This window comes from Dialister micraerophilus DSM 19965, assembly GCF_000194985.1.
Lineage (GTDB): Bacteria > Bacillota > Negativicutes > Veillonellales > Dialisteraceae > Dialister > Dialister micraerophilus.
Window position 1 is genome coordinate 900,155 of the sequence record NZ_GL878519.1, and the last position, 15,596, is coordinate 915,750.

16 protein-coding genes are annotated in these 15,596 nt (G+C 36.8%); 10 read left to right on the plus strand and 6 right to left on the minus strand.

Features of this window, described 5'->3' with window-relative positions:
• Positions 1 to 17: 17 nt before the first annotated feature.
• Complete coding sequence (locus tag HMPREF9083_RS04190; RefSeq protein ID WP_007556170.1) at positions 18 to 779, minus strand: sulfite exporter TauE/SafE family protein; 762 nt, start codon at positions 777 to 779, stop codon at positions 18 to 20.
• A gap of 199 nt (positions 780 to 978) precedes the next feature.
• On the opposite strand from HMPREF9083_RS04190, the gene HMPREF9083_RS04195 reads away from it, so the two are divergent.
• Positions 979 to 1,989 (plus strand): YeiH family protein, encoded by a 1,011-nt coding sequence (locus HMPREF9083_RS04195; protein WP_050784962.1) that lies wholly within the window; start codon positions 979 to 981, stop codon positions 1,987 to 1,989.
• Between the two features lie 176 nt (positions 1,990 to 2,165).
• Positions 2,166 to 4,607, plus strand: a complete 2,442-nt coding sequence (locus HMPREF9083_RS04200; RefSeq protein ID WP_007556172.1) for a DUF262 domain-containing protein — start codon at positions 2,166 to 2,168, stop codon at positions 4,605 to 4,607.
• Positions 4,608 to 4,681: 74 nt separating this feature from the next.
• Here HMPREF9083_RS04200 and mnmA read toward each other — a convergent pair whose 3' ends face one another.
• Positions 4,682 to 5,740, minus strand: a complete 1,059-nt coding sequence (gene mnmA / locus HMPREF9083_RS04205) for a tRNA 2-thiouridine(34) synthase MnmA (protein ID WP_007556173.1) — start codon at positions 5,738 to 5,740, stop codon at positions 4,682 to 4,684.
• A 162-nt stretch (positions 5,741 to 5,902) separates the two neighbouring features.
• Between mnmA and HMPREF9083_RS04210 the strand changes: the two genes are divergently transcribed.
• Together HMPREF9083_RS04210 and HMPREF9083_RS04215 are read left to right on the plus strand one after the other, a co-directional pair.
• On the plus strand, positions 5,903 to 6,268 hold the full coding sequence (locus HMPREF9083_RS04210) for a fluoride efflux transporter FluC (RefSeq protein WP_007556174.1): 366 nt from the start codon (positions 5,903 to 5,905) through the stop codon (positions 6,266 to 6,268).
• Between the two features lie 115 nt (positions 6,269 to 6,383).
• Positions 6,384 to 6,911: an ECF transporter S component gene (locus HMPREF9083_RS04215; RefSeq protein ID WP_007556175.1), complete on the plus strand. Its 528-nt coding sequence runs from the start codon at positions 6,384 to 6,386 to the stop codon at positions 6,909 to 6,911.
• A 30-nt stretch (positions 6,912 to 6,941) separates the two neighbouring features.
• Here the strand turns inward: HMPREF9083_RS04215 and HMPREF9083_RS04220 are convergent, their stop codons facing one another.
• Positions 6,942 to 7,820, minus strand: coding sequence for a transglycosylase domain-containing protein (locus tag HMPREF9083_RS04220; protein WP_007556176.1), 879 nt, complete (start codon positions 7,818 to 7,820; stop codon positions 6,942 to 6,944).
• 193 nt (positions 7,821 to 8,013) lie between these two features.
• Between HMPREF9083_RS04220 and gyrB the strand changes: the two genes are divergently transcribed.
• The 3 genes from gyrB to HMPREF9083_RS04235 all read left to right on the plus strand — a co-directional run bounded on the left by gyrB (position 8,014) and on the right by HMPREF9083_RS04235 (position 11,222).
• Positions 8,014 to 9,954 (plus strand): DNA topoisomerase (ATP-hydrolyzing) subunit B, encoded by a 1,941-nt coding sequence (gene gyrB / locus HMPREF9083_RS04225; protein ID WP_007556177.1) that lies wholly within the window; start codon positions 8,014 to 8,016, stop codon positions 9,952 to 9,954.
• Between the two features lie 169 nt (positions 9,955 to 10,123).
• Entirely contained in the window at positions 10,124 to 10,504 is a 381-nt protein-coding gene (locus tag HMPREF9083_RS04230) for a type II toxin-antitoxin system HicB family antitoxin (RefSeq protein WP_007554855.1), read from the plus strand.
• An 88-nt stretch (positions 10,505 to 10,592) separates the two neighbouring features.
• Positions 10,593 to 11,222: a site-2 protease family protein gene (locus HMPREF9083_RS04235; RefSeq protein ID WP_007556179.1), complete on the plus strand. Its 630-nt coding sequence runs from the start codon at positions 10,593 to 10,595 to the stop codon at positions 11,220 to 11,222.
• 68 nt (positions 11,223 to 11,290) lie between these two features.
• Here the strand turns inward: HMPREF9083_RS04235 and HMPREF9083_RS04240 are convergent, their stop codons facing one another.
• Positions 11,291 to 11,737 (minus strand): Lrp/AsnC family transcriptional regulator, encoded by a 447-nt coding sequence (locus tag HMPREF9083_RS04240; protein ID WP_007556181.1) that lies wholly within the window; start codon positions 11,735 to 11,737, stop codon positions 11,291 to 11,293.
• Positions 11,738 to 11,849: 112 nt separating this feature from the next.
• Here HMPREF9083_RS04240 and HMPREF9083_RS04245 point away from each other — a divergent pair, with 112 nt between their 5' ends.
• Positions 11,850 to 12,485 (plus strand): trimeric intracellular cation channel family protein, encoded by a 636-nt coding sequence (locus HMPREF9083_RS04245; protein WP_007556182.1) that lies wholly within the window; start codon positions 11,850 to 11,852, stop codon positions 12,483 to 12,485.
• Positions 12,486 to 12,610: 125 nt separating this feature from the next.
• Here HMPREF9083_RS04245 and HMPREF9083_RS04250 read toward each other — a convergent pair whose 3' ends face one another.
• Together HMPREF9083_RS04250 and HMPREF9083_RS04255 are read right to left on the minus strand one after the other, a co-directional pair.
• Positions 12,611 to 13,759, minus strand: coding sequence for a RuBisCO large subunit C-terminal-like domain-containing protein (locus HMPREF9083_RS04250; protein ID WP_007556183.1), 1,149 nt, complete (start codon positions 13,757 to 13,759; stop codon positions 12,611 to 12,613).
• Entirely contained in the window at positions 13,760 to 14,692 is a 933-nt protein-coding gene (locus tag HMPREF9083_RS04255) for a glycosyltransferase family 2 protein (protein WP_035062683.1), read from the minus strand.
• A gap of 144 nt (positions 14,693 to 14,836) precedes the next feature.
• Between HMPREF9083_RS04255 and HMPREF9083_RS04260 the strand changes: the two genes are divergently transcribed.
• Both HMPREF9083_RS04260 and HMPREF9083_RS04265 read left to right on the plus strand, forming a co-directional pair.
• Positions 14,837 to 15,067: an RNA helicase gene (locus tag HMPREF9083_RS04260; protein WP_155800625.1), complete on the plus strand. Its 231-nt coding sequence runs from the start codon at positions 14,837 to 14,839 to the stop codon at positions 15,065 to 15,067.
• Between the two features lie 3 nt (positions 15,068 to 15,070).
• The gene (locus HMPREF9083_RS04265) at positions 15,071 to 15,595 is read left to right on the plus strand and encodes a phosphatase PAP2 family protein (protein WP_007556186.1); all 525 of its coding nucleotides are present in this window, start codon (positions 15,071 to 15,073) and stop codon (positions 15,593 to 15,595) included.
• Position 15,596 lies beyond the last annotated feature (1 nt).

Here is a 15,596-nt window from a genome sequence, read left to right on the forward strand (position 1 = left end):
TCAAATTCATTTACCGATTATTTAATAAATAAATCGTAAACTACACGAAAGAAAAATATTGTAAGAACCGTAAGTATAATCGGACGAACACCCTTGGCACCTTTTCCCTTGAAATACGTTGCACCCAAATGATTGCCCGCTATACCGAAAAGTCCTGCTACAACTCCGAGCGGAAGAAGAACCTGATTATTCAAAAGAAACACACTCAAAGCCGCAAGATTTGTAGTTGAATTTATAACCTTCGTTATACCGTTGGCCTGCTTCAAAGAAACATGAGAAACTCCGGTAAGAATTAAAATGAGAAATGTTCCCGTACCCGGACCGTAAAAACCGTCATAAACACCTATAAGAGATGAAGTTACAATACTCAAAATTGCAGTCTTACTGAAAGAAAAAGGGATTTTCTCTTTTATCAGCGACTTACTTCGAAGTACATACAAACCCGTTATGGGAATGAGAACAAGCATGCAAAAAAGAAAAGTTCTCGCATCAATCGCAAGAGCGATATTTGCACCGAAAATTGAACCGATAAATGCAAACACAACACACGAAAGAGCAAGCTTCCAAGGAATGTAACCGTCCCTTGAAAATTTATAAGTCGCCCACAAAGTACCCATCGAAGAACTCATCTTGTTAGTTGCAATAGCTGCATGCACAGGTACACCGCTTACAATATATGCAGGAATGGAAATAAGACCGCCACCGCCCGCAACTGCATCTATAAATCCCGCAATAAAAACAAGAGTACAAATAAATAAATATTGAAAAATAGGATCCATAAATGCCCCCTTTATAAATTACAAAAGGTAATAATACTATGATTTATTATGGTAACATTCTTTTTAAAAATTTTAAAGCCACAAAATAAAAAATGTTTATTTAATTTATAAAATATTTAACAAACTCATCTTCAGAATATTTTATTGTGATATAATTTTGATGTATTTATGTTTTTTTATAACAATAAGGGAGATGCGTATGAAATCGTTTTTTGAAAATATCTTATACAATAGAAGTTTTGATTTTGCTATTATTGTCACGCTCATTTGCTCCCTCGCCGGGAAATGGCTTGCATCATTTCCCGGATTTTCTCTCGTGGGACACTTGGTGTTGGCATTGATTTTAGGAATGCTCGTACAACTTTGGAAAACCGTATCAAACCGCTCGAAAACAGGTACAGGATTTATTGCGAACAAATTTTTACGAGCCGGAATAATTCTTTTGGGATTTAAACTGAACTTATTTTTCCTTTTAACATCCGGACTCGATAGTTTGAAAGCGGCAATAGTTGTCGTAGCGATAATGCTCGTACTTAATTATTTTGTCGCAAAACTTTTCAAAGTGGACCATACACTTGCAATGCTTACGGCATGCGGTTGCAGCATTTGCGGGGCAGCGGCAGTTATGGGAGTATCCGCTCCGATGAAAGCAAAAGCCGATCAATCCGTACTTGCAATAGCAATAGTATGCATACTCGGTACACTCTTCACACTGGTAGAAGTATTTATGCAACCGTTACTCGGATTTACAGACAGTCAATTCGGAGTAATGGCAGGACTGAGCCTTCACGAAATTGCACATGCGGTAGCGGCAGGAGGTGCGGGCGGCTCAATAGGAATGGACAGCGCGATAATTGCAAAACTCTCAAGAGTACTTCTCTTGGCACCCGTTGCACTTATAGTAGGACTTATAGAATACAAAAAGAACAAAAATGCGGAAGAAAAAATATCAATACCCGTACCGTGGTTCATGGGAGGATTCATACTGGCAAGTGCAGTAGGATCATACCTTCAACTCTCCGACAATATCACACAAAACTTGGTAAATATCGCTTATATACTCTTGGGAATGGCTATGGCGGCACTCGGAATAAACGTAAATTTCAAAGTAATAATAAAAAAAGGAGCAAAACCCTTCGCCGCAGCATTCATATGTTCAATAGTAATACTTGCACTCGCATGGTTCATAGCAGGACACTTCTTCGCATAAATCGAACTGAAAAGCTTTCGTAAATCGAAAGCTTTTTTTGATTGCATAAATGTGAAAACACAGTTTAAAGTTTTATAAAAGCTTGTGTGATAGATTTATTGGATTTTTTATGCATAAAATATTACTATATAAACATAATGTAGAATAAATATTCGTTTAATATTGAGGTGTATTCAATGCGAGCGGAACAAAGTAAATTTTTCGGTGATTTGTTGGAAAAGAATAAAAGAATTTTTAAAGTGCCTGTTTATCAAAGAAATTATGATTGGTCAGGTGAACAATGTGAAAAATTATATAAAGATATTATGTCGGCAAGTAAACGTAATCGTCAGCATTTTACGGGAACTGTAGTATACATAACGGATGTCGACAGGGGCAGCGGATTGAATGAAGTTTTGATAATTGACGGACAGCAAAGAATAACGACGGTTTATATTTTATTGAAGGCTTTGTATGAGAGTTCCGAAAATGTATCTTATCGTATTGAATCCGAATTGAAAGATGTTATGTTTAACAGAAATTGTGATGATAAGTACAAGGTTAAGTTGAAGCCGGTAAAATCGGATAATGAGCAATTGCAACTTTTACTTAAAAATGAAATTGAAAAAATGAACAAAAATTCAAATGTTTATAAAAACTTTGTTACGTTTAAACGTTTGATAGAAGAAACCGTTTCGGAGGGTTTTGAGTTAAGTGATATTTTAGAAGGAATAAAAAAGCTTGAAATTGTAGAAATTATTTTAGATAAAAATCAGGGCGATGAGCCGCAAAAAATTTTTGAATCTATAAACTCTACCGGTTTGGAATTGAGTTTGGCCGACTTGGTAAGAAATTACTTGCTTATGGACGATAAGAATCAAGATGAGTTGTATTCAAAATATTGGGTGGAATTGGAAAAGAATGTAGGATATGAAAATTTAAGAAATTTTATAATAAAATTTGTCGATGCTCAGGTGAAAAATTCGGTCAACAGTAAAAATGCATATGATTTATTTAAAAAACATTGTGAAAATAATAAGTTGACGCATGAAGATGTATTGTTCAAATTGGAAAGAACTTCAAAGTGTTATGGTGCTTTTGCAGGTGCAAATCAATTTTACAGTAAGCGAATTCAAGACGATTTACGTGCTTTTTGTGCGATAAAGCAAACAACAGTTTTGCCTTTGATTTTTAAGATTTTTGATGATTTTGAAGACGGAAATATTAATGAATACGAAGTTTGTAAGGTTTTGGAATATTTATTTACATACATTCTTCGTGTTATCGTGTGTGAAACGGGTAAGGGTTTAAGCGGATTTTTCAAATCTTTGTATTCAAGGGTTATTAAAGATGATTTTGTTAATTATTCCGAAAAATTTATAGGGTTTTTGAACGGAGTGAATTCACAGAACAGAATTCCTTCGGATGAAGAGTTCAGAGAAGCTGTTATTCATAAGCCTTTATACAATAATAAACACGTATGCAGATATATTTTATCCGTTATAGAAAATTCATCCAAAGAAAAAATAGACTTGAAGAATTTAACGATTGAGCATATTCTTCCTCAGAAAGAAAATTCTCGGATTTGGAGAAAAGAAATAGGTGAAGATTACGGCAGAGTTCGTGAAACGTACCTTCATACATTGGGAAATTTGACAATTACCGGATATAACAGTGAGTTGGGGACGAAACCTTTCAAAGAAAAGAAGAAAATTATAAGTGAACATTCCAAGGCAAATGTTTTGAATGAAAAAATTCTTGATGTAGATACGTGGAATGAAAAAAATATATTGAGGAGAGCGGAATCTTTATCTGAAAAGTTAATATCCATGTATCCTTATGTAGGGAGCAGTGTCGATGTTTTCACAAAAGATGAACCTTGTATAGGTATTTCGGAATATTATGATTTTTCGGGTACGACACCCAGCGGATTTTCTTTTATGGGTGAATTTGTAAGGGTTAAAAATTGGGTTAATTTGCTGACGGAGTTTATTGAATTGAGCTATGGTTTGGACAGTAGAATTTTGATAAATCTGGCAAATAAAAATTTCATTGTCGAAGGGTGCAGCAGTGTATATTTGACTCATGATAAAAGACTCTTGAGAAAACCGAGAGAAATTTTTAACAACGGAATTTTTTATGAGTCGAATTTAAGTGCAAATGCAATTATTTCATTTATTAAAGAATTGATTTTAAATATGGACTTGGATCCGGATGAATTTGAAGTTTATCTTGAGAATAAAGATATTGATACAAATAAATCTTTGGAATGGGTAAATTGGGACAGCGATTTCAATCCTTCTTTCAAGGATGTTGTTGAGTTTGAAATAAAGGGTAAAAGAATAAAACCGGAAAAAGGTAAAAAAGATATTAATTTTAAAGATGTATTTATAAAAGTCAACGAGTTTTTGTATAAAGAAAATCCGTTTGTGTATACCGAAAGTAATTTTATTTGGGTGAGCAGTGACGAAAAAGGTATGACAAGTCCTTATTCACTTGGAGAAAAGGTATATATTGAAACGAACAGATCCAATGAAGTGAATTTTGAAAATATTTCTGCCGTTGCAAAGTTGATGGGGTTGGATTCAAAGGATATAAAGTTTTTGTTTAAGGAAAGAGAGCGCAAGGGCAGTAAATAAACGGTAATTTTGCATTAAAAAACTTCCTCTTTGATATTGTCGATGATAATATCGTGAGGAAGTTTTTTGAATTTTTACAGCGGTCGTATAATCGTGCCGCCGCCGATTAGGCGGTCGCCTTCGTAGAATACTACCGATTGTCCCGATGTGATTGCTCTTTGCGGTTGGTCGAATGTGACGGTTGCTCTTCCGTCGTCTTGAAGTTTTACATGGCATTTATGTACTTTCATACCGTAGCGTACTTTGCCTTCTGCGGTAAATTCTTGTGCAGGAGGTTTTCCGTCTGTGAATGCCAAGTCTTTTGCCAAGAGTTTTGTGCGGAACAGGTCTTCGTTTTCTCCTACTATTATTTTATTGTTTTTTGCATCTATGGATACAACGTATTGAGGTGTTTTTGCGTATATTCCCAATCCTTTACGTTGTCCGATTGTGTAGTTGGGTATTCCGTGGTGTTTTCCGAGAATTTTACCTTTTTTGTTTACTATGAAGCCTTCGTTGAACGCTTCAGGTGCTTCTTCTTTGAGAAAATCTACATAGGATTGCTCGGATGTAAGGAAGCATATGTCTTGGGATTCCGCTTTGTTGTATGTCGGAAGTCCTTTTTCTTTTGAAATTCTTCTTGTATCTTTTTTGCATATGCGTCCCAACGGGAATATAATACGAGATAACTGTTCTTGTGTCAGGTGGTACATCATGTAAGATTGGTCTTTCGGCAGGTCTACCGCTTTTCTTACTTCGTATTTTTGTCTTTCGCTGTCAAATACGATACGTGAGTAGTGTCCTGTTGCGAAATAGTCGCAGTCAAACATTGCTTTTGATTCGTCGTAGAATACTCCGAATTTGAGTTTGAAGTCACACATCATGCAGGGGTTGGGTGTGATACCGTTTTTGTAGGAGTCTATAAAGTATTCGAGTACAATTTTTTTATATAGCTCCCTTATGTCGATTACTGCATGTTTGATGCCTAAAAATTTTGCCATTTCTTTTGCATCGTTCAGATTTTGTCCGTCAAACAGTTGCATGGTTGCACCGAATACTTCGTAGCCGGCTTCTTGCAAAAGTCTTACGGTCAATGTGCTGTCTACACCGCCCGACATGGCGGCAATTACTCTTTTTCTTGCCAATAAAATCATCCTTTCTCAGATTTCATTTTTTTGAAATCTAAAACCATCATTCTAGGAAATCAATTTCCTTTTTCCAAACGGAGTGAAAGTCCGAAGGATACTCATTAATTATAGCATTGAAATGCAAGTTCTTATTATATTTTATTTATTAATTTTTAAAAGGAGAGTTTTATGCAATTGTATGTTTTCTTGGGTGGCGGGTTCGGTGCTTTGTGCCGCTTTTTTATCGGAAGGTTGTGTGAGTATTTTTCTTTTGCAAGTGCGTTTTCAACGGTTTTTGTAAATTTGGCGGGATGTTTTTTTATAGGTTTGCTTTTTACCGTTTTCAAAAATAATGATTGTCCGGCGTTTTTGAATGCTTTTTTCATAACCGGTTTTTTGGGAGGATTTACTACATTTTCCACTTTTACTCTTGATGCATTGCAATATATGAGGGGCGGAGATGTTTCCGTTGCCGTTTTATATGTTGCGTTGCAAGTTGTTTTCGGTCTTGTACTTGCATGGCTCGGTGTGCGTGTCGGAGTTTTTATTTCTTAATCTGGTTATATCGTAAAATACTCTTTTGAATATTAAAATAAAACCAAATTTTAAATATAATGTAATTGTGATAATAATTGTATTTAAATAAATTTGTTTAAGAGAGGGTATCGTTATGGATATTTTTTCAGATAAAAGCGAGATATCGTCCACTCGTGTGATGGTTATGGCGGCGTTGTGGGCGGCTATTGTGTTTTGTATGACTATGTTTCCGAAGGTTCCTATTCCTCTTGGGTATATGAATTTGGGGACTACTACAATATTTTTGTCTATTTTCTTTTTGAGAAGGCATGAGGCTTGTCTTGCCGGTGCTGTAGGTTCTTGTCTTGCGGATCTTATAGGCGGATTTCCGATTTGGATTATTCCGACTGCGGTTGTGAAGTTTGCTGTCGCTTTTGCAGTTTATACGGTTATGAAGATTGTTTACAGAGAGGGTCGTTTTTGGATTTCTTCGGCTTTGGCATTTATAGCCGGATCGGCAGCTTCCGTTATCGGTTACACTTTTTTCGGAGTTTTTCTTTTCGGCGGGTTTGAGGCGAGTCTTCAGCAGGTGCCGGGGTTGGCAATTGAGGGTGTTATGAGTACAGTTGTTGCTCTCGTTGTGTGCGGTTTCTTGAAGGCGAGATTGAGTTTGAAGATTTGATGATTTTAAAAGGATAGGGTCGTTTTGACCTTATCCTTTTCTTACGTGAAACTCTTTTTCCGCTTTGAGTGCGTTTTCGGTTGTTATATATCCTTCTTGTGTCATGAGTGTGAGTACCGTCATCATGCGTCTTTTTCCGTCGTCGGGGTTGTTTATCGGGTCGTATGCGGTCGGTGCTTGGGGAAGTCCGGCGAGCATTGCACATTCGGCGAGGTTGAGTTCGGACGGTTTTTTGCCGAAGTATGTTTGTGCGGCGTCTTTTATTCCGTATGTTCCGTGTCCGAAGTAAATAGTGTTCAGATAGAGTGTAAGTATTTCATCTTTTGTGTAGGACTTTTCCAGTTGCATTGCAAGGAAGAGTTCTTCGATTTTTCTTGTGATTGTTCTTTCGTGCGAGAGGAATATATTTTTTGCCGTTTGTTGTGATATCGTGCTTCCGCCTTCAAGTGTACGATTTGCTTTGTAGTTTGTAATAAGTGCACGTGTAAGTCCGATGATGTCGATTGCGCCATGTTCGTAAAATCGTCTGTCTTCTGTCGCTACAACTCCTTTTTTCAGAAGGTCCGGTATTTCATTTGACGGTACGAAGTTTTCGTTTTGTTTATATTTTTCTATTGCCGGTTTTATATTTCTTATGTTGTTCAATTTTTCAAAAAATGTTTGTGATTCGTTTTTTCCGGCTTTTGCAGTTTCTTTTTTGTTTTCGTTTGTATTTTCATTTCCTTCGAGTTTTGTTTTTATATTGTCAAATATATTTTTGATTTGTGAAATCGTGTCCGTACTTTCCTGTTTTCGGGTTTGCGTTTGCGATTGAGTTTGCACAGTTTGTGTATCGAGTATGCCGTTTCCCATTTCATATCCTATGTAAACGGCAATTATTATTGTAATCAGTATGAGAAGTTTTTTCATTTATTCTCCTTTCTTTTTGTATTATACCAAATGAATTATTTATATGGAATTTTAATGTCTTTGTGCGATTTTATCGTATATTCCCAAAGTGCATGGAGGTGTCTTTTATGGTATAATATATAAAATGTTTTATACAAAATTGTAACCTTACGGGGATGTGTTTCCCTGTTTGTTTTATTGTAAGGAGAAGTATATGAGCGAAGAAAATCGTAAGGCGGGCGCTTCCGGTAGGAAGGACGGGCATTACAGTGCCAAGGATATACGTGTTTTGGAGGGCTTGGAAGCTGTAAGATTGCGTCCGGGAATGTATATCGGTTCTACGTCTGCTCGCGGTTTGCATCATCTTGTATATGAGGTTGTCGATAACTCGATTGATGAAGCTTTGGCCGGCTTTTGCACTCATATAGAGGTCAGTTTGAATGATGATGGAAGTTGTACGGTTGTAGATAACGGACGTGGTATTCCTACAGGCATGCATGAAACAGGAAGGCCTGCAATGGAAGTTGTTTTGACCGTTTTACATGCCGGCGGTAAGTTCGGCGGTGAGGGTTATGCAATTTCGGGCGGTCTTCACGGTGTAGGTATATCTGTTGTAAATGCGTTGTCCGAATGGACGAAGGTAAATGTACGTCGTGACGGTAAGTTCCATGAGATGGCTTTTTGCCGCGGTGATGTTTCCGAGAGTATGCGTACATACGGTGAAACTTCCGAAACGGGTACTACAGTAACTTTCAAACCGGATCCTCTCATTTTCAAAGAAGGTACGGATTTTGATTATGATACTCTTAAGGTTCGTATGCGTGAGTTGGCATTTTTGAATAAGGGTCTTCGTATAACTTTATCGGATAATCGTGACGGTGTTTCAAGAGTTGAAGAGTTCCATTATGCGGGCGGTATAGTTGAATTTATTAAGTTTTTGAATGAGGGTAAAGATGCCGTTCATGATGATGTAATTTCTTTTGAGGGTGAACGTGATAAAATTATCGTCGATATTGCAATGCAGTATCAGACCGGTTACAGCGAAAGTATGTATACATTTGTAAATGATATAAATACTACGGAAGGCGGTATGCATCTTTCCGGTTTCAGAAGTGCTTTGACTCGTACTATAAACGATTATGCACGTACGAATAATCTTTTGAAAGAAAATGAAGATAATTTAACGGGTGACGATGTTCGTGAAGGACTTACTTGTGTAATTTCCGTAAAGGTTCCCAATCCTCAGTTTGAAGGGCAGACAAAAACAAAGCTCGGAAATTTGGAAGTTAAGGGTGTAGTGGACAATATTGTAAGTGAAGGTTTGCATATTTACTTGGAGGAGCATCCCTCCGAAGCAAGACTTATAGTTGAAAAGGGTATTACCGCAAGTCGTGCAAGAGAGGCTGCAAAGCGTGCAAGAGAACTTACAAGACGCAAGAATGCACTTGAGGTATCCAGTTTGCCGGGTAAACTTTCGGATTGTTCCGAAAAGGATCCTAAAAAGACCGAAATTTACATAGTCGAAGGTGATTCCGCCGGCGGATCTGCAAAGTCCGGACGTGACAGACGTTATCAGGCGATTTTACCTTTGAGAGGTAAAATTTTGAACGTGGAAAAGGCGAGAGTGGATCGTGTATTGAATTCAGATACGATTCGTATGATGATTACCGCTTTCGGTACTGGTGTAAGTGAAGGATTTGATATAAGCAAGTTGCGTTATTATAAAATTATTATAATGACGGATGCCGATGTCGACGGTGCACATATTCGTACATTGCTTTTGACGTTTTTCTACAGATATATGAAACCTCTCATCACTGAAGGTCATGTATACATAGCAAAACCGCCGCTTTACCAAGTTCGCAAAGGTCGTCAAAAATACTATACATATGATGATGATGAACAAAATAAACTTTTGGATGAAATAGGTAGAGACGGTTGCACCATTCAGCGTTACAAAGGTTTGGGTGAAATGGATCCTGAGCAGCTTTGGAATACTACAATGAATCCGGAACAGCGTGTGATGATGCGTGTAGAACTTACCGATGCGGTGGAAGCCGATCGCTTGTTTACGATTTTGATGGGCGACAAAGTAGAGCCTCGCCGTAAGTTCATTGAAGAAAATGCAATGAATGTAACAAATTTGGATATTTAAATCAAAACTCTTGAATTCGGAATTTTCGTTTTCAAGAGTTTTATTATTTTAATATTAAATTTTTATAAAAGCAGCTGAATTTTATCATTTGATATTGGCAGCAGGGGGCAAAATGTATTACAATAAGTGAAGTAATAATTTTTTGTTCATATTTTCAAGGGGGCTGCATATGCAATATTTTTATCCGGCAGTTTTTAAGTATAATCACAAAAAACAGTATTTTACCGCAATCTTTCCGGATATAAACGGTTGTAGAGCGCAAGGCAGTTCTATAGAAGAAATTGTAAGTGAATTGAAAGAAAATCTTTGTGCTTATTTATGGGAGCTTGAAGAGCGTGAAATGGAAATACCTGCGCCTTCCATGCAAAAAGAAGTTCAAATGAAGTACAGATCTTGCAGCGTAATTACGGTTATAGCGGATATGGAAAAGTATCGGGAATATCGTGAATACAAAGTGAGATATGCTCATGAGCAAGCACGGTTGTGGGCTGAAGAAGCAAATAACAGAAGACATAGCAGTATTTTTTCACGTGTATTCGGTATTCGTTAAGAGGCAATCGCCTCTTTTCTTTTTATAGTGCATTTTTGTTTATGCTGTCTTTTCGGGCAGCAATTATAAAAATGATATGAGGTGTTCAATGTTAGAATTATCAGTTACATCATTGGCGTATCGTATACCGGCACTTTTGGTGGCGTTGAGTGTTCACGAATTCGGTCATGCGATAGTATCCGATTCATTGGGGGATCCTACTCCTCGTATGGAAGGCAGACTTACGTTGAATCCTTTGGCACATTTGAGCAAATTGGGAACGATTATGCTTTTGATTTTCGGTTTCGGTTGGGCAAATCCCGTACCGGTAAATCCGATTTATTATAAAAATCCGAGAAGCGGTATGTTTCTTGTAGGAATTGCCGGAATTGTAATGAATTTGCTTGTTGCTTTAGTATCTGTATTTATTTCGGCGACAATGGATATTGCAGGATTTTTGAAAGAAGGCGGAGCTACGCTTTTGTTTTGGATAATGACTTATAATACATGGCTCGCTTTTTTCAATATTTTACCGATTTGGCCGATGGACGGATTTCGTGTGGTAAGTGCTTTTCTTCCCTATGATCTTTCGTTACGGTTCGAGCAGTTTCTTGCAAAATACGGTTTTATCATACTTATGCTTTTGGTATTTACCGATATAGTCGATGAAATAGTCTCTCCTCTTGCGGGTACATACTTGTATTACTGCAGGGAAGTTATTTATTCGCTGTTACTTTGATAAAAAAATACGAAATAAAAAAAAGCACGAAATTTACGAAAAAGTTTCGTGCTTTCTTATATGCTTTATTATTCGTCTGCCGGATGAGTTCCGCGTATTTCTTTATTTATAATGTGTGTGTGGCATGTTCCGAAACGTGCAAGATAAGCTTTGAATTCTTCGGTTTCTTCTATTGATTTGAAGTGTGCATCTATGTGCATTTTCGTATTTGAATCCGACAGATAGCAATGCAATATATGTGATGATGCTTTTTTTATAAATTTAACCAGTTCGGATTTTTTGCCGAAATCTATATCGACGTGAAACAGTGCATGTACGTTGTAACCGAAAGCGGGACAGTTCGTATTTATTGTATAGCGCTCAACTATTCCCAAATCTTGAAGACGTTCTACACGATTTTTTGTCGCCTGTCCGGTAAGAAAAACTTTTTCTCCCAATTCTTTCATTGTAATGCGGCTGTTTTTACGCAATTGTTCTATAATTTGTAAATCCGTGTTGTCGATTAACTTATCCATTTTCAACTCCTTTGTTGTACGTGTATAATGTTATTATACCATTTTTATTTGCAATGTTTTTACTGTAAATTTGCATAAATTTCGTTTTATAAAATTCTTTTTCGGAGGAATTATGGTTATAACTTGGATTGTATTTGAATTTGTAGGTACTCTTGCATTTGCATTCTCCGGTGCAATGGTGGGTATAAAGGAAAGTATGGATCTTTTCGGTATAGTTGTACTTTCCATAATGACGGCTGTCGGTGGAGGTATATTGCGTGATTTGATGGTAGGGAATATACCCGTTACAATATTCAAACATCCTGCATCTTTTCTGATTGCCATAATTCTGGCGCTTGTTTTATCTATAGTTTACAGAATTACGGCGTTTTCATTCAGGAAGAATAAAATTTTTAAAATTCTTTTTTATATTTCCGATACCTTAGGATTGGGTGCATTTACCGTTACCGGTGCAACAATGAGTTTGTACATGTATCCGGAAATGCAATATGTCGCACCGATTACTTTAGGTGTGATTACTGCGGTGGGAGGCGGTTTGCTTCGTGATATGGCGGTACCGAAACGTCCTGTCGTATTGTATGCCGACATTTATGCCACTGCCTCGCTTGCAGGAAGTGTGATATTGTGTGCGATTTGGAGTTTAGGATACAAATTTGAAGCGGAGTGGGCAGGGTTTATCGTTGTAGTGCTTTTGAGATTTTTTGCAATTATTTACAAATGGCAACTTTTTAAACCTGTGGAAAAATGAATATGAATGAAATATTTTTATTTTGATGTATGTAAAATAAAAATTCCATTTAAGTAGAAATACTGAAATGTTCTCTTATCGTATGTACGTAAGGGGTACATAGTATATGCCTAAATGGAATTTTTTTATTTGTTTTTACTTGCTTCGCTAAGTTTTTGTACGTAAAATTTTGTACTTTCACATAAATCTTTACCGTGAGTGAGTAATGCTCCTCCTACGAGGAAAATCGTGTCGTCACCGTAAGTATTTACCATGTCATTGAAATTTTGCCACTTCATTCCGCCGGACGGTACGGGGAAGGCTTTTTTCAGATTTCCGATTTCGGTTTCCGTACCTTTTTTTACTGAAATGCAAGTTTCTTTCGTGAAACCGAATCTTCCTCCGTAACTTGCAAATATCACCGCATCCGCACCCATAATTCGAGTGAGTTTGCCGTAGTAACAATACGGAGAAATTCCGCAGGAGTCCGATAATGTCCATGCACCGGTGAGTGCAGGATGCATGAATATGGGCTTGTTGAATTTTTTATCGAAAGCCAATTTTTTAATGGCGGGAAATCCTACAAGTCCGGCAGATGCCATTACTGCATCAACTCCCATTTCCTGTGACAAAAATGCACGTTCTTCAAATTCGTTTGCATCGGCGGAAATATTTGAAACGTAAATGCAATTAAGACCGGTTTCGCTATTTGCTCTTTGCAGGGCATCTACGCAAGCTTTTACACGTTCTTTGAAAGGTGCATAACTTTGATTTATGAGATTGTGATCGTCTTTTATAATCGTACATCCGCCTTTTGCCAATTTGTAGACGAGATTTTGAAGCTCATTTATGTTGTATCCTACCGGTTTTATTGCCGACATGAAAATAGGACCGTTTTGTATATTACAAAGTTTTCGTATACCTTCTCGTCCGAATTTGGGACCTTTGTATATTTTGTACATTTCATCCGTCAATGAAATATCTTCAAGACGTATATTCGATTTTAAAGATGTATTTCCGAACAATGTATTTAATAATCCTACACATTCACTTTCGCAAATTGAAGAATCATATGAAATAGTTGCAAGGAAACAATTGTCGGAAATTTTTTCAAGAGATTCTACATTTCCCAATAAAGTGTTTTCTATGCGAGTGTTTTCTATAAGTGAATAAGGACACTCGACAGTTTGTTCCAATGCTGTTGCAAATGCGATGTCCTTTGCTTCGTTGTAGGAATTTGATGAAATTTTGTAAGTTGCCGAAAAACGTTTATTGGCATTCGTGTCAAAACTCATTTAATTCTCCTTGTTGTGATTTGCGGTATCGTCGGAAAGCCAGTACAAAGGTCTGTTACGTGTTTCCTCGTATATGCGGCTTATATATTCTCCGATTATACCCAGACCCATCAAATTTACACTTCCGAAAAGTGAAATCAAAATAGTTACCGTAGACCATCCGGGCACCGTTGAATCGGTAAGGTAGCAAAACAATACATGAATAATCATCACGCAACCTAAAAATCCGGACAACAAACCTATGTAAAAAGATGCACGAAGAGGAAGAGTTGAATTTGCCAAAATTCCGTCAACTGCCAAGTGAAGCATTTTACGCATCGAAAATTTAGATACACCGGCATGACGCTTGGGAGCTTTGAAACTTACTGTCGTTTGCTTAAAGCCCATTCCGCCTACAATTCCTCTTATAAAACGGTTATGCTCTTTGAACTTGAGAAAAGTATTCAACGCTTTTCTGCTCATAAGACGAAAATCGGATCCGCCCGGAACGACCGGAGTTGTGGAAATCGTGTTTATAAAAGCATAATAACTTTTTGAAGTTAATTTTTTCACCCAATTTGCATCTGAAGTCGCAGTACGGACAGTCTGCACCACATCATATCCTTCACGCCACTTTTCGACAAGGACGGGAATAAGTTCCGGCGGGTGCTGCAAGTCTCCGTCCATTGTAATTACACAATTGCCTTTTGCAAAATCCATACCGCAAGTAATTGCAATCTGATGACCGAAATTTTTTGCGAAAGTCAAAGCACGAACATGAGAATCTTTTTGTGCAAGTTCATTTAAAAGAAATTCACTTTTATCTCTAGAACCGTCATTTACATATATAATTTCATAATCCGTTCCCAAAGACTGCATGACCTTGGTTACTTCTTCGTAAAAAAACGGTATATTTTCTTCTTCATTATATACAGGTGTTACAATCGAAATCATAAATCCTCCAAGTAATTTTATATAAACATTATACATGAAAAAAGGAGCTTTGTTTATCCATATTTTGATTAAATAAATTATTTATGCTTGCCTTTATATTTTCTTTTTAGTACCATTGAAACGATGAGACATGGAGGAAATACAATGAAACTGAGAGATTTGTTACTTGTACTTGTACTGATTTATTCCGGATACAGAATAATATATGGAAACGGGTTTACTACAGTTAATCTGTTTTTGGTTTTATGTTCGGTAATTGCGGTAATATCAACCGTTTTGGAACGCAGCGGATATTTTGAAAAAATTCGCAAAGAAAAAGAAGAATACATGAAAAAAGAAGAATTGCAAAGTCGAGAAAACGGCAATCGGGAGTAAAATTTGGATATAGAAACATACATAGTAAAGAAAGCGAATGAATTTGCAAGAAGTAATGAAAAAAGAATGAAAATTACAAAGTATATTGCAAAATACGGACATTTGCTGTTTGTAATTTACGGAGCTATATACTTTCTGCTTCCCGGAAGAACACAGAGGGAGAGGCGGAAAAATTGTATTTTGATTCTTGCTTCGATATGCATAAGTTCGATAATTTCTTTTTTTATCGGGAAAAAATTTTATAGAAACCGTCCGTTTGTAAAAGATAAAAATATAAAAGACATAACAAATCATAAAGCCAACGCATCATTTCCGAGCAATCACACAATGAACGGCGCAATAGTATTGATGTATCTTTTGAAAGAAAAAGCACCGTTTTCAAAAATGTTGGTACCTATTTGGCTTGCAATGTCCGTTTCACGTGTTTTTGCAGGAATACATTATATAAGCGACTTGGCGGGCGGAGTATTTATTGCAAGTGTGGTATATAAAATAAAGGAACTTATATTTCAAAATAAAAGAGGCTGAA

Bases quoted from the DNA above. Each gene is read 5' to 3' on its own strand.
- HMPREF9083_RS04190 (WP_007556170.1), bottom strand. From the start codon at position 779: ATGGATCCTATTTTTCAATATTTATTTATTTGTACTCTTGTTTTTATT.
- HMPREF9083_RS04195 (WP_050784962.1), top strand. From the start codon at position 979: ATGAAATCGTTTTTTGAAAATATCTTATACAATAGAAGTTTTGATTTT.
- HMPREF9083_RS04200 (WP_007556172.1), top strand. From the start codon at position 2,166: ATGCGAGCGGAACAAAGTAAATTTTTCGGTGATTTGTTGGAAAAGAAT.
- mnmA (WP_007556173.1), bottom strand. From the start codon at position 5,740: ATGATTTTATTGGCAAGAAAAAGAGTAATTGCCGCCATGTCGGGCGGT.
- HMPREF9083_RS04210 (WP_007556174.1), top strand. From the start codon at position 5,903: ATGCAATTGTATGTTTTCTTGGGTGGCGGGTTCGGTGCTTTGTGCCGC.
- HMPREF9083_RS04215 (WP_007556175.1), top strand. From the start codon at position 6,384: ATGGATATTTTTTCAGATAAAAGCGAGATATCGTCCACTCGTGTGATG.
- HMPREF9083_RS04220 (WP_007556176.1), bottom strand. From the start codon at position 7,820: ATGAAAAAACTTCTCATACTGATTACAATAATAATTGCCGTTTACATA.
- gyrB (WP_007556177.1), top strand. From the start codon at position 8,014: ATGAGCGAAGAAAATCGTAAGGCGGGCGCTTCCGGTAGGAAGGACGGG.
- HMPREF9083_RS04230 (WP_007554855.1), top strand. From the start codon at position 10,124: ATGCAATATTTTTATCCGGCAGTTTTTAAGTATAATCACAAAAAACAG.
- HMPREF9083_RS04235 (WP_007556179.1), top strand. From the start codon at position 10,593: ATGTTAGAATTATCAGTTACATCATTGGCGTATCGTATACCGGCACTT.
- HMPREF9083_RS04240 (WP_007556181.1), bottom strand. From the start codon at position 11,737: ATGGATAAGTTAATCGACAACACGGATTTACAAATTATAGAACAATTG.
- HMPREF9083_RS04245 (WP_007556182.1), top strand. From the start codon at position 11,850: ATGGTTATAACTTGGATTGTATTTGAATTTGTAGGTACTCTTGCATTT.
- HMPREF9083_RS04250 (WP_007556183.1), bottom strand. From the start codon at position 13,759: ATGAGTTTTGACACGAATGCCAATAAACGTTTTTCGGCAACTTACAAA.
- HMPREF9083_RS04255 (WP_035062683.1), bottom strand. From the start codon at position 14,692: ATGATTTCGATTGTAACACCTGTATATAATGAAGAAGAAAATATACCG.
- HMPREF9083_RS04260 (WP_155800625.1), top strand. From the start codon at position 14,837: ATGAAACTGAGAGATTTGTTACTTGTACTTGTACTGATTTATTCCGGA.